A 12292-nucleotide genomic window follows, 5' to 3' on the forward strand; every position below is an offset into this window, starting at 1 on the left:
TATGCTTGCCGCAATGCTCAGTTCCGAACAACGCCGCGGCGAGGCGCGCGACCTCGCTTCGCTCTGGGGGCGCATCTCGCGCCAGCATCTGACCGCCGGGCAGGGCTGCGCCTGCGGCTTCGGCGGCATGATGCTTCAGGCATCCGACTTCGAACTGGATATCGTCGAATTCGTCATCAACGACGCGCGCAAGGCCGGGCTGTCCGGTGTCGAAACCTTTATCGATACTGTCGCGAAGCGTGGACCGGACAAATACAGCCTGCCGGCGCTGTTCGACGCCATTGCCAAGGATAGTCCTTTGCAGCCGGGCGGCGGCGAGGTTGATTTCGCGCTCGGGCGCCTGCGCACCACGCTAACCTCGATCGAGAACGCACATAATACTGCGCGTTTCGAGTGTGACTGACGATCAGGCGGCGATAAAACGCCGCAGATTGCCGTGCAGGATGTCGGCATGCTCCGCCGGTGCGAGCTTGAGGTCGCCGATGGCGCGCAACGTCTCCCGCACGAGGTAGCTGCCGCCTTCGGCGTCATAGGGGAAGTCGCTGGCAAACAGCACCTGCCTGCCGCCGAAATAATCGAGGCCGCAGCGCGTCGCGCCCGCCGAGCCTGACAACGCGGTGTCGGCATAGAACATCTTGAAATAGTCCGACGGCTTGCGCTTCAGCGGCACTGGCAGGAGGTCGGCGTCCGCCGGTGGCGTGCGCGTGCCCATTTCGAGATCCCAGCCCTGTTCGATCCGGCCGGCGAAATAGGGGATCATGGCGCCGAGATGATGCGTGATGATGCGCAGGCCGGGATGACGGTCGAACAGGCCGGCGAACACGATATGCGACATCGCGACCGAGGACTCGTAAGGCCAGCCGAAGCACCACCACACCTCGTATTTTGATTTCGGCAGAGTGGGATAGTCCGGCACCGGCCCGCGCACCGGGTGCAGCCAGATCGGCACGTTCGCTTTGGCGATGGCGTCGAAAATCGGTAGGAAGGCCGGATCGTCGAGCGGCCGGCCGCGCACATGCGTGCAAATCTGGAAGCCTTTGGCGCCGAGGCCAAGCGCGCGTTCGATTTCACGCTGGGCAAGGTCGGCATCGAGGAACGACAAGGCGCCGACGAAATAAGGAAATCGCGCGGGATATCGCGCGACTAGCTCGGCAAGGCCGTTATTCATCAGCATGGCGAGCGCGGCCGCCTCGTCCGCCTCGCCGAGTTCCTCGACCGGCGGCATCGATGGTGTGAGCACCTGGGCGTAGTTCTCGAACCGGTCCATGATGCGGAACCTGACGTCGAGATCGTAGAGCGATTTCAGCGTCATCCAGCGCTTCAGCGGTCCGGTTGCGCTCGCAACGCCTTGCAGCTTCTGAAAATAGGCGGGCGGAAAAATATGCGTCCAGGCATCGATCGCTGTGGTCATTCCGTGTCCCGTTGCCGCTTGCTGTGGACGGCCGGCGCGGCCGGTCGCCGATATTGTTGCGTCGCATCGGACGCGCCGATGCGGGCGCCACTATTGACTCGCGGCGCGCAAAAATTCCATACTTTTCGAAACTGCAAATAAACTTCGCAGTCCGAAAAAAAGCTACAGGGACCGGGGACGCTGACAGAGATGCCGAAGGGCGCACGCGCGCAGGCGACGGCGAAGTCGGGAGACTCCAAGCCGCCGAAGGTCAAGCCGGGCAAACGCGGCGCCAAGCGCGCAGCGTCTGCCGCGCGTGACAGCGTCGTCCAGGGCAGCGTTGTCAGTTCGCTCGCCAAGGGCCTGCGTATTCTCGAAGCGTTTTCCGCGGATCGCTCCGAACTGACGTTGAGCGAAATCGCGACGCTCGCGCAGCTCGACCCCGGCACGGCGTTTCGTCTGCTGAACACGCTGGTGATGCTCGGCTATCTCGACCGCGTGTCGGGCGGCCGGCGTTTTCGCCTCACCTTGAAGGTGACCGACCTCGGTCTGCATGCCATCGCCCGCGCCGATCTGCGCGAGGTGGCGCGGCCGATCCTGCGTTCGCTGGTCGGCGTGGTGAACGAGGCGGCGAGCCTCGGCGTGCTCGACGGCGCGGACATTCTCTATGTAGAGCGCGTGCGGGCCGGACTGACGCGCGTCGGCGTCGACATTCGTATCGGCACCACGATCCCCGCCTTCTGGAGCACGATCGGCGAGGCGATGCTGGCTTATCTGCCGCCAGACGAGCTTGCAAAAGTGCTGTCGCTGACGCCGCGCTCCGGCTCGTTTCCGCACATGCCGATGAACCGCGACGAGATCACACGGCGGCTGCGAAGCGTGCGCGAGAACGGCTATGCGCTGCGCGATTCCTATTTCGGCAGTGGCCTGCGCGTCCTCGCAGTTCCGGTGCTGGATATCGACGATTACCCGCTCGCCGCGCTCAGTGTCGTTGTGCCGGAATTCCAGATGTCGCTCAGGGAATTTCGCGTCCGTGCGCTCGAAGCCGTGCAGCGGTCGGCGAGGGATATTGCCAGGGTCATGCAATCGAGTGGCGCCGTCCGGGTGACGGCATAACAAACACGAAGGGAGAAACGCCATGACGTTCGGAAAATGGTCTATCGCGGCGGTCGCCACCGCCGCGCTGGTCGGTACGGCGATCGCCGCCGAGCCGATCCGCATCGGTGCGATGCCGGTCGGGTCGGGCTGGTATGTCGCGGCTGCCGCGATGGAACAGGTCTTCAAGCCGGCGCTCGGCGGCCGCGACGTCGAGGTGATCGCCCGCGGTGGCGGCGTCGCCAACCCGATGGTGGTCGAGCAGGGCAAGGCCGAGATCGCCCTGTCGAATGTCGCGACCGCGGTGTGGGCGACGCAGGGCCGCGAACTCTACGGCGGCAAGAAGGCGACGCACATCCGCGCGCTGGTTGGCGGCCTGAACTCGGTCTACCTCTCGATGATGGTCCGCAACGACTACATCAAAAAGAGCGGCCTCGACACTATGGAAAAAATCATGTCGTCGGGCAAACCGCTGCGCATCGTGATGAAGCCGCAGGCTTCCAACGTGCCGTCGAGCGTCGACATCGTGCTCGAGGCCTACGGCCTCGACCGCGCCAGGATCAAGGCGAACGGCGGCGATATCATCCAGGTCGCGCCGGCGCAGATTCCCGACGTGATGCGCGAGGGCCGGGCCGACATCCTGTTCGACACTGTGCTCAAGGGCCATCCGATGATCACGGAAGTCTCGCTCACCGCGGATGTCAGCTTCCTCGACCTGTCGGAGAAAGCGCGTGCTGCTCTCGGCAAGAACGGCGTGAAGCCCTCGCAGTTCCCCCAGTGGTTCAAGGGCCAGAACGGTCCGACCTGGGGCGCTGACTTCGGCACGCAGTTGATCGCGCGTGACGATCTACCGGACGATGTTGCCTACACCATCGTCAAGACGTTCATCGAGAAGCGTGCCGATCTCGCCAAAGCCTATCCGGCGTTCGGCGCGTTCGATCCGAAGCAGGCGGCCAAGCCGGAAAACACCGGCATTCCGCTGCATCCGGGCGCTGCGCGTTACTACAAGGAAGCCGGCCTGATGTAAGGCCGATGCGGCGGGCGTCCGTGTGGCGCCCGCCGGTCTTTTCTGCGGGGAACCAGAATCGTCATGGATGCCGTCCTGCGCACGCTTCGCGATGTCCGCCTGTGGGCCGGTCTCGCACTCGTCGTTTTCCAATACTGGATTCTGATCCACCCGCAGCCGCCGCTGGTCGCCCGCCCGGTGCACCTGGTGCTGGCGCTGCTGATCGTCTTCCTCTGGAATCCGCTCGATACCGGCAAGCTGCCGAAATGGCTTGAGCGCGTCCTCGACGCGGTCATCCTGATCGGAGTGGTCGGCTTTGCGATTTATTACTGGCTATCGATGACGCGCATCGACGAGCGCATCGAGAACGTTTCGCCGGTCTTTCCGCAGGACGTCATCTTCGGCATCGTCCTCGTCTTTCTGCTGCTCGAAGGCGTCCGCCGCACCACCGGCTGGATCTTGGTGTGGGTGATCCTTGCCTTTCTGCTCTACGGGGCGCTCGGATTCCTGCTGCCCTATGGCGGCTTCCGCGGCTTCGAGTTGAAGGAATATGTCGAGATTCTCGTGCTGACGACGAGCGGCGTGCTCGGCGTCACGACCGAGACGTCGGTGTCGTTCGTCTTTTACTTCATCGCTTTCGGTGTGGTTTACGCTGCAATCGGCGGCGGCCGGTTGTTCATCGATCTCGCGATCCGCCTCGTTGGGCGTGCAACCGGCGGCAGCCAGAAGGTCGCGGTGGTCGGTTCGAGCCTGATGGGCACCATCACCGGCAGCGCGGTCGCCAACGTCGCCGCGGTCGGCGTGTTCACGATCCCGCTGATGCGGCAATCCGGCGTGCCGGCCGACCGCGCTGCGGCGACGGAAGCCATTGCATCCACCGGCGGGCAGTTGATGCCGCCGGTGATGGGCGTCGCCGCCTTCGTGATGGCGGAACTGCTCGGCATTCCCTACGCGCAGATCGCACTGGCCGGCGTTATTCCGGCGGTGGCTTATTACGTTGCGCTCTATATTTTGTGCGACCTCAATGCGCGCAAGACCGGCACCGGCACGCTGCCGGCCGTCGCGGTCGACAATGTCGAGCCGGTGTTGCCGCGTCTGCATCTGTTGCTGCCGCCGGTCGCCCTGATCGCCGCGCTGATGATGAACTATTCGGCGCAAACGGCGGCAATGTACGCCACCATTGCCTGTTTTCCGGTTGCCTTCATTGGACGCGCGGAGCGGGTCACGTTCGGAAGAGTTCTCGAGATGGTGCGGGATGCCGGCCGGCAGGCGTCGGAGATCGCGGTGCCGATCGCGGCCATCGGCATCATCATCGCGGTGGCGATCCAGTCGAATCTCGCGCTGAAGTTTTCCGCCGGATTGATCTCGTTCGGCGGCGGCACGCTCGCCGGTTCGCTGATCCTCATCATCATCGGCTGCATCATCATGGGCATGGGCCTGCCGACGGTCGCTGCCTACATCATCGGCGCGGTGCTCTACGCTCCGGCGCTGCAGAAGCTCGGCGTGCCGCAGCTCAGCGCGCATTTTTTCGTGATGTATTACTGCGTGCTGTCGATGGTGACGCCGCCGGTCGCGCTTGCGGCCTACGCGGCGGCGGGCCTCGCGAAATCGAGCCCCTGGACCTCGGGCTGGATTGCGTTCCAGATGAGTTTCGTTGCCTTCCTCATCCCGTTCGCCTTCGTTGCCGATCCTGCGCTGCTGTTCCAGGCGCCGATTTTGCAGGTCATTGTCGCTTCGATCGGCCTGATCGTCCCGACCGCGGTGTGGGCAATCGGCCTGACCGGCTGGTTCCGGATCAACCTTGGCTGGCCGGACCGCATCTTCCTGATGCTGTGCGGTCTCGTCGCCATTGTCGCGCCGACACTCAGCCCGTTCTGGCTGATCGGCAATTGCGTCGGCCTCGCGTTTCTGGCGATCAAGTGGCGCTTTCCCTGGTTCGGCCTTCAGCCAAGCCGGAAGCTCGCAGGCGGCAACGGCGAGACAGCCGGAGTGTAGTGGTGAAGGGCAGCCGGTATGCGCCGGAGAGCCGTAATCTGACGGATCCCGCCTCGCGGCGCGTGGTTCGTCAGATCACGTCGCATCCCAGCATTCATCATCATCCGTTTTTCTTCGTGCCGGCCTACGACCGTGCGGGAGAGAAGCTGATTTTCGTGTCATATCGTACCGGCAGGCCGCAGCTCTTTTTCGAGGAGCGTGCAAGCGGCGACCTCGTTCAGGTCACCGACTGCGACGACCTCGCCGACTGGTCGATCTACCCGTCGCCGGACGGGCGCTTTGTCTTTTTCACCGCCGGCACCGGCGCATGGCGCGTCGATCTGGCGAGCTTTAAGGAAACCAAGCTCGCGGATTTCGGCGCCGTCGAGATGCGCGAGAAGGGCATGGTCGGCGCGGCGATGGGCACCACCGCCTTGTCCGCAAGCGGCCGCTGGTGGGCCATTCCGGTCAAGGCAGGCGGGATGTCGCGCTTCGTGCTGGTCGACACGCAGACCGGCGAGAGCCGCGTCATTCTCGAGCGCGACACCATCGGCCATCCGCAGTTTTGCCCCGACGACGACAACCTCATCCTCTATGCCGGGTCGATGACCGACCGCGTCTGGGTCGTCAACCGCGACGGCACCGGCAACCGCCGCGCCTATGAGCGCGAGGACCGCATGCAGTGGGTCACGCACGAGGTTTGGCTGCCCGGCCGCCGCGCCATCGCGTTCGTCGATTGGCCGCGGGGCTTGCGTCTGATCGATCTCGAAACCGGCGCGGCGCCGTGGCTGTCACGCTTTCCGGCCTGGCACGCCGCGCCAGACGCGGATGGTCGCCGCTTTGTCTGCGATACCAATTTTCCCGATCGTGGCCTGCACATCATTCCGCTCAGCACCGAAGCGCCCGGCTTCTTGTGCGCCAGCGAGGCGACGTCGGAAGGCGCGCACTGGGGCGGCCAGTTCCCTTATAATGACGGCCCGGTGGCGGTGGAGGCGCGCCAGCACACCCATCCGCATCCGCGCTTCTCGCCGGACGGCAGACGTGTCGTCTTCACCTCGGATCGGACCGGACACGCGCAGATTTACGAAGTCGAGATCGGAGGCGACGCATGAACGCCGAGGCCCTGCTGGAAAGCCAGCGCGTGCGGCGCGAGATTCGCGAAGGTCGCATCACCGGCACAAGCCGCGGCATGGCGCCGGGATTCGTTCAGTGCAATCTCGCCATCATGCCCAAGGCCTTTGCTTTCGACTTCATGCTGTACTGCCAGCGCAACCAGAAAGCCTGTCCGGTGCTCGAAGTCACCGACCCCGGCGATCCGGTGCCGCGCAAGCTCGCGCCGAACGCGGACCTGCGCACCGACTGCGCACGCTATTCGGTTTTCGTCGATGGCGAGCGGCAGGAAGACCGGCTCGACGTCAGGGACATCTGGCGCGACGATCTCGTGGCGTTCCTGATCGGCTCCGGCATCACCTTCGATGCCGCGCTCGAGCGGGCAGGCGTGCCGACGGACCGTAACCGCTGGGTGCTGCGCACCAATAGACCGACCGAGCCGGCTGGCCCGTTTCGCGGCGATCTTATCGTCACCATGCGGTGGTTGACCCCGCAGCAGGCGATCGTCGCCGCGCAGGTGTCGTCGCGTTTTCCGTTCAACCACGGTGCGCCGATCCACATCGGCAATCCCGCGGATATCGGCGCGGATCTCAAGAACCCGATGTTCGGCGGCCCGGTGCCGGACATGCCGAGAGATCAGACGGCGGTGTTCTGGGCCTGCGGGGTGACGCCGCAATCGGCGGCGGAAGCGGCGCGGCTGCCGCTCTTCATCGTGCATGCCGCCGCGCACAGCTTCATCACCGACCTGCCGGCCGATCATCTGATGAACGTGTGAAGCCGCAGCCGAACGCTCCGGCCCACGGACGAACGCCCGCGGTCAGAACTTTCCGGCGGCCCTTAGATCGGCAAGCTGTTTGCGCGCCTGCTGCGCCAAATAACGGCGCAACCGGATCACGCCGGCGTCGTGCTGGTAAAGCATCTCGAACTTCTCGAGGCCGGGCTTGAGGTGCGCGAGCATTTCGCGGTCCTGCTCGAGTACATGCCAGTGCCGCTTCTCAAGGTTCGTCTTGTAGAGGAAGCGCCAGACGTCACGCTGCCAGCCGGAGACTTTGCGGGTGCGCCAGAAGAACACGCACATGTTGTTTTCGTCGATCGGCGTGCCGAAGCCGGTGATGCCGAAATTGCCGCCCGGACCGCCGGACGGCGGGTAGGGGATTTCGAGCCGCACATAAAGCCCGCCGTCGTCGACCAGTTCGCTCCAGTCGAAATTCACGTCGCGCTGGCCGACCTTCTCGAAGAAGAAGCCGTGCGGCGTGTCGCGAGTCGCGAACTGCGCCTGCGTGTCGCCCTGATACATCGTGTGCGAATTGGCATGCAGGAACGTGCCGTGCATGGGATCCATGAGATTGTCGAAGGCATAGCGCCACGGCATCTCCCAGTCGGCGTAGCAGAGGAAGCTTGAATACTCCGGCGCGCTGATTTCCGGCGGCGGGTCGAACGGCGCCGGCTCCGCGTGAAGCACGTCGCCGAACCAGACGAAGATCGCGCCGGCGATATCCTTTGCCGGATAGGTCTTGACCGCCTTCTTGCCTTCGAGCGGACAGCCGGGCTGGCCCGGCACGTTGAGCACGGTGCCGTCGGGGCCGACCTCGACGCCGTGATAGTTGCAGCGCAGGCGGTCGCCTTCATTGATACCGCGCGACAGCGGCACCGCGCGATGCGGGCAGCGGTCGGCCTGAACGCGGATCTCGCCTTTGTTGTCGCGCCACAGCACGAGCGGCTCGCCGAGCCGCATCAGTCCGAGCGGCTTGCCGCCCGTTTGGACGAAGCGCGAGGGGAGAATGGGCCACCAGCGGTTACGCAGGCCGGTGCGCAGATAGGTCTGCACCTCCTGGTCGGTCGGGCCGGCGGCCGGCGCCTTCGGCGCGGCGGTGCGGGGATTTTCGAGCGTCGTGACATTCGACATGGCTCAGGCTCCCAGTTCTTTCATCAGTGCGGTGAAATTCTCCGGCGTCCAGTCGCCGCCGTTCGGCGGCCGCACCCGCGTGCCGTTGAGGCCCGCCACGACCTCGTCGATTTCGCGCGCGCCCTTGGTGAACACGCTCTCGATCGCGTTGGCGAGCTCCTGCTGCCACGCAGTCGGCGCCTGCGCGCGAGCCTGGTGCGGCTCCAGATAGGGGAAGCGGTAATCTGACATCGGTGCCTCCTGGCGTGTGCTCGTCGCTGGCGCTGTTGAATACTAGAACTTTTCGGGCCGTCCGTCGTCCGCGCTAGTTTCGCATCGCTGCGGTTGGCTTGTCGGCGATCGTGATGGTCATCAGATCGCGGCCGACTTCGAGCGGCCCATCGTAGACCTTGCGGGTGCGGGCGATCAGGTCGGCCGGCGTCGCGCCACCGTTGAGCCCGATATGGCTGTAGACCGCGAGCTTGGGTTTGGCTTCGGAAAAGACCTTGCCGGCAACCTCGGGCGAGGAAAGGTGTTTCAGGATGCGCTCGTAGACTGGAAATTTCTTCATCAACTCGTCCGGGATGACGGTCACGCAGTGCACCAGCAGGTCGGCGCCGGTGGCCTGCTTCACCACTTCGGCGCTGTAGCGCGTATCGCCGGACAGGACGACGCTGTGGCCGCGATACTCGATCTTGTAGCCATAAGACGGCGTGACGAGCTCACCGTGGTCGTTCTGGAACGCCGTGACCTTCAGCCCGTCTTTCTCGTAGACCGGGCCGGGCTTTACTTCGTGGACGTCGAAAGCGATGCCGGCCGGCGGATTTTTCTCGTCTTCGCCACGGATTTCGAGATCGCGCGAGAATGCTTCGGTTAGGCCCTTGGTGAGTTTGGCAAGGCCGGGCGGTCCATAGATCGTCATCGGCTTGGAACGCTGCGCATAGGGCGGGCGCAGCCAGCCGGTCAGCCAGAGGTCCGGCAATCCGTTGAGATGGTCGGAATGAAAGTGAGTCAGGAAGTGGGCGTCAATCTTCCCGAACGGGATTTTCAGCTGCGCAAGGCGGATGGTGACGCCGCGGCCGAAGTCAAAGACGAGCTTCTGGTCGCCGGCCTCGACCAGCGTGCTCGGGCCGAACCGTTCGGGCGAGGGCACCGGCGTTCCAGTGCCGAGCAGCGTCACGCGGAAGTCGCCGTCGGCCGCGGTCGCGCGCGGCGCGAATGAGCCGGCTGCGACCATCGCCATCACGGCCAGGCCGAAGAATTGCAGTACTCTTTTGCTCATCGTCCCGTTCCTTGTCTTGCCTTCAAATATCGAGCACCAGCCGCGAGCCTTTGGCACGCGACACGCAGATCATCATGGTCCTGTTAGCGGCGCGCTCGCTCGACGATAGGATGCTGTCGCGATGGTCGGCTTCGCCGGAGACGATCGCGGTCTCGCAGGTGCCGCAAATACCCTGTTCGCACGAACAGGGCACGTTGACGCCGGCATCGGCGAGCGCCGACAGGATCGAGCGGTCGGGCGGCACCGTGACGGTGACGCCGGACTGCTCGCACACCACCTCGAAGGCGCCGCTCGTTTCATCGGCAGGGCGGCTGCGCGGCGTAAACCATTCGAAATGAATGCTGCCTTCCGGCCAGCTGGCGGTTGCTTCCTCGACCGCCGTCATCAGTTTTTCCGGGCCGCAGCAGTAGACGACAGTATCTTTCTGGACCCCGCTGAACCGCTGCGCGACATCGAGTCGGGTGCCGGCCTCGGTCGAATGCAGGGACACCGTTCCGTTATCGAGCGCTTCGATCTCGGCAAGGAACGGAGCGTCCTCGTTGCGCCGGTTGCAGTAAACGAGCGTCCAGGGTTTCCCCTTGGCGCTCGTCTCGCGCATCATCGGGATGAACGGCGTGACGCCGATGCCGCCGGCGACGAAGATGTAGTTTTTCGCCTCGACCAGCGGGAAGTTATTGCGCGGCGTGCTGACGGTGACGAGATCGCCGGGCCGCAGCTTCTGATGGATGAAGCTCGACGACGCGCCGCCGGTAATCGCGCGGATGCCGACGCGGTAACGCGACAGGTCGTTGGGATCGCCGCACAGCGAATATTGCCGCATCGTGCCGTTCGGGAGCTTGAGATCGATATGCGCGCCGGGCTCAAAGGCGGGCAGCGGGCTGCCGTCCGGCGCGGTGAGTTCGAGCGACACCACGCCGGGCGCCTCCCAGACGATCGCGCGCAGCCGCACTTCGAGCGTCTGCTCGCCGCTGCGCGGGGCTAAAGAGGGGGCAAGGGTCGCTGCGCTGTTCATCGTCTCAAGCCTTGTCGGTGAGCGCGGGCGCCGACCACGGATGCGGCGTCTCGCTCAGGTCGCAGTAGATCGACTTCTGCGCCATCCAGGCGCGGATGCCGTCGCGGCCCTTTTCGCGGCCGAGACCGCTATCCTTGGTGCCGCCGAACGGCGTCGAAATGGAGAACTGCTTGTAGGTGTTGATCCAGACCGTGCCAGTGTCGATGGCGCGGGCGACACGCCAGGCGCGCGGGAAATCGCGGGTATAGATGCCGCAGGCAAGTCCGTGGCTGTTGTCGTTGGCCTGCCGCACGAGATCGTCCTCGCTGTCGAACGGCAGTACGGCAAGCACCGGCCCGAACACTTCCTCACGGCAGAGCCGGCTGTCGTTAGCGAGGTTCGCGACGATGGTCGGCCGGTAATAGGTGCCGCCGGCATAATCGTTGCCAGCCGGTCGCTCGCCGCCGGTCAGGATGCGTCCGCCGTCGTCGCGGGCGTGGCGGACATGAGTTTCGACCTCGTCGCGATGCTTCGGGCGGATCAGCGGCGCGACCTGCGTGCCCGCTTCGAACGGATGGCCGATGCGCAGGCGGTTGGTCGCCGCGACAAGCTTCGAAACGAAGGCATCGAAGATGGAGCGTTCGACGAACAGCCGCGAACCCGCGATGCAGGACTGGCCGGTGGACGAAAATACGCCGAACATCACGCCGGCGCAGGCGACGTCGAGATCGGCGTCGGCGAACACGATAGTCGGCGACTTGCCGCCGAGCTCCAGCGACACCGGCATGAATTTGTCGGCCGCCTTGCGGGCGATGTCGCGCCCGGTCTCGGTGCCGCCGGTGAAGGATACCTTGCGGATCGCCGGGTGGGTGACGAGCCGCTCGCCGACGACCGATCCTGCGCCGGGCAAGGTGGAGAACAGGCCCTTCGGCAAACCGGCCTCCTCGATGACACGCGCCAGCTCGAGGCAAACGAGCGGGCTCCAGGACGACGGCTTGAGCAGGATCGCGTTGCCGGCCGCAAGCGCGGGCGCAACCTTCTGCGCGTCCGACGCAATGGGTGAGTTCCACGGCGTGATTCCGGCGGTGACGCCGAGCGGCTCATAGACCGACATCGTCAGGAAGTTGCCGCGCGGGGGCGTCAGCGCATCTTCGTTCGTTTCGAGCGCCGCCGCCATGTAGCGGAAGGTGCCGGAGGCACTCATCGCCAGCGCGCGGGTTTCGCTCAGCGTCTTGCCGGTGTCGCGCGACTGGATATGGGAAATGCGGTCGGCGTTGCGCGCGATGCCTTCGGATATCCGGTAGAGATAGGTTGCGCGCTCATGCGGCAGCAGTTTGCGCCAGGCAGGATTGCTGACCGCGTCCTGCGCGCGCTCGATGGCGAGATCGACGTCTTCCAGCGACGCGCCGGGCAGAACGGCATTGAGCGAGCCGTCGGCGGGGAAGTTGGACGCAATGTCGGCGCCGCGGCCGCGACGCCACTCGCCGCCGATATAGAGCTTGTCTTGTGGCGCGATCTTTTGATCCATCGAACGCTCCTGGATCGCAAGGCGTGTCATG

At 64.9% G+C, this 12292-nt stretch carries 12 protein-coding genes; 6 read left to right on the forward strand and 6 right to left on the reverse strand.

Annotated features, from left to right (window positions below; genetic code table 11):
- Positions 1–13 precede the first annotated feature (13 nt).
- On the forward strand, positions 14–403 hold the full coding sequence (locus tag AB7F10_RS06720) for a hypothetical protein (RefSeq protein WP_428559372.1): 390 nt from the start codon (positions 14–16) through the stop codon (positions 401–403).
- A gap of 3 nt (positions 404–406) precedes the next feature.
- Here AB7F10_RS06720 and AB7F10_RS06725 read toward each other — a convergent pair whose 3' ends face one another.
- Positions 407–1411: an amidohydrolase family protein gene (locus AB7F10_RS06725; protein WP_428559370.1), complete on the reverse strand. Its 1005-nt coding sequence runs from the start codon at positions 1409–1411 to the stop codon at positions 407–409.
- Positions 1412–1600: 189 nt separating this feature from the next.
- On the opposite strand from AB7F10_RS06725, the gene AB7F10_RS06730 reads away from it, so the two are divergent.
- The 5 genes from AB7F10_RS06730 (at position 1601) to AB7F10_RS06750 (ending at position 7350) form a co-directional block, all read left to right on the forward strand.
- Positions 1601–2506, forward strand: coding sequence for an IclR family transcriptional regulator (locus AB7F10_RS06730; RefSeq protein ID WP_428559368.1), 906 nt, complete (start codon positions 1601–1603; stop codon positions 2504–2506).
- A gap of 22 nt (positions 2507–2528) precedes the next feature.
- Complete coding sequence (locus AB7F10_RS06735) at positions 2529–3512, forward strand: TAXI family TRAP transporter solute-binding subunit (RefSeq protein WP_428559365.1); 984 nt, start codon at positions 2529–2531, stop codon at positions 3510–3512.
- Between the two features lie 63 nt (positions 3513–3575).
- A complete protein-coding gene (locus AB7F10_RS06740) occupies positions 3576–5486 on the forward strand; it encodes a TRAP transporter permease (RefSeq protein WP_428559363.1) in 1911 nt (636 codons plus the stop codon).
- Positions 5487–5488: 2 nt separating this feature from the next.
- Entirely contained in the window at positions 5489–6577 is a 1089-nt protein-coding gene (locus AB7F10_RS06745; protein WP_428559361.1) for an oligogalacturonate lyase family protein, read from the forward strand.
- A complete protein-coding gene (locus AB7F10_RS06750) occupies positions 6574–7350 on the forward strand; it encodes a D-glutamate cyclase family protein (RefSeq protein WP_428559358.1) in 777 nt (258 codons plus the stop codon). Before AB7F10_RS06745 ends, AB7F10_RS06750 begins: the two co-directional genes overlap by 4 nt.
- 42 nt (positions 7351–7392) lie before the next feature.
- On the opposite strand, the gene AB7F10_RS06755 is transcribed toward AB7F10_RS06750, so the two are convergent.
- From AB7F10_RS06755 to AB7F10_RS06775, 5 genes are all read right to left on the reverse strand, one after another.
- The gene (locus AB7F10_RS06755; protein WP_428559356.1) at positions 7393–8481 is read right to left on the reverse strand and encodes a Rieske 2Fe-2S domain-containing protein; all 1089 of its coding nucleotides are present in this window, start codon (positions 8479–8481) and stop codon (positions 7393–7395) included.
- A gap of 3 nt (positions 8482–8484) precedes the next feature.
- Positions 8485–8712: a recombinase-like helix-turn-helix domain-containing protein gene (locus tag AB7F10_RS06760; RefSeq protein ID WP_428559354.1), complete on the reverse strand. Its 228-nt coding sequence runs from the start codon at positions 8710–8712 to the stop codon at positions 8485–8487.
- A gap of 73 nt (positions 8713–8785) precedes the next feature.
- Positions 8786–9742: an MBL fold metallo-hydrolase gene (locus tag AB7F10_RS06765; protein ID WP_428559352.1), complete on the reverse strand. Its 957-nt coding sequence runs from the start codon at positions 9740–9742 to the stop codon at positions 8786–8788.
- Between the two features lie 22 nt (positions 9743–9764).
- Positions 9765–10754 carry a PDR/VanB family oxidoreductase gene (locus AB7F10_RS06770; RefSeq protein WP_428559350.1) on the reverse strand — a complete coding sequence of 330 codons (990 nt, stop codon included), beginning with the start codon at positions 10752–10754 and terminating at the stop codon, positions 9765–9767.
- Between the two features lie 4 nt (positions 10755–10758).
- Positions 10759–12291 carry an aldehyde dehydrogenase gene (locus AB7F10_RS06775; RefSeq protein ID WP_428559348.1) on the reverse strand — a complete coding sequence of 511 codons (1533 nt, stop codon included), beginning with the start codon at positions 12289–12291 and terminating at the stop codon, positions 10759–10761.
- Position 12292: the final 1 nt, after the last annotated feature.

Source organism: Pseudolabrys sp. (genome assembly GCF_050250095.1).
Classification (GTDB): Bacteria; Pseudomonadota; Alphaproteobacteria; order Rhizobiales; family Xanthobacteraceae; genus Pseudolabrys.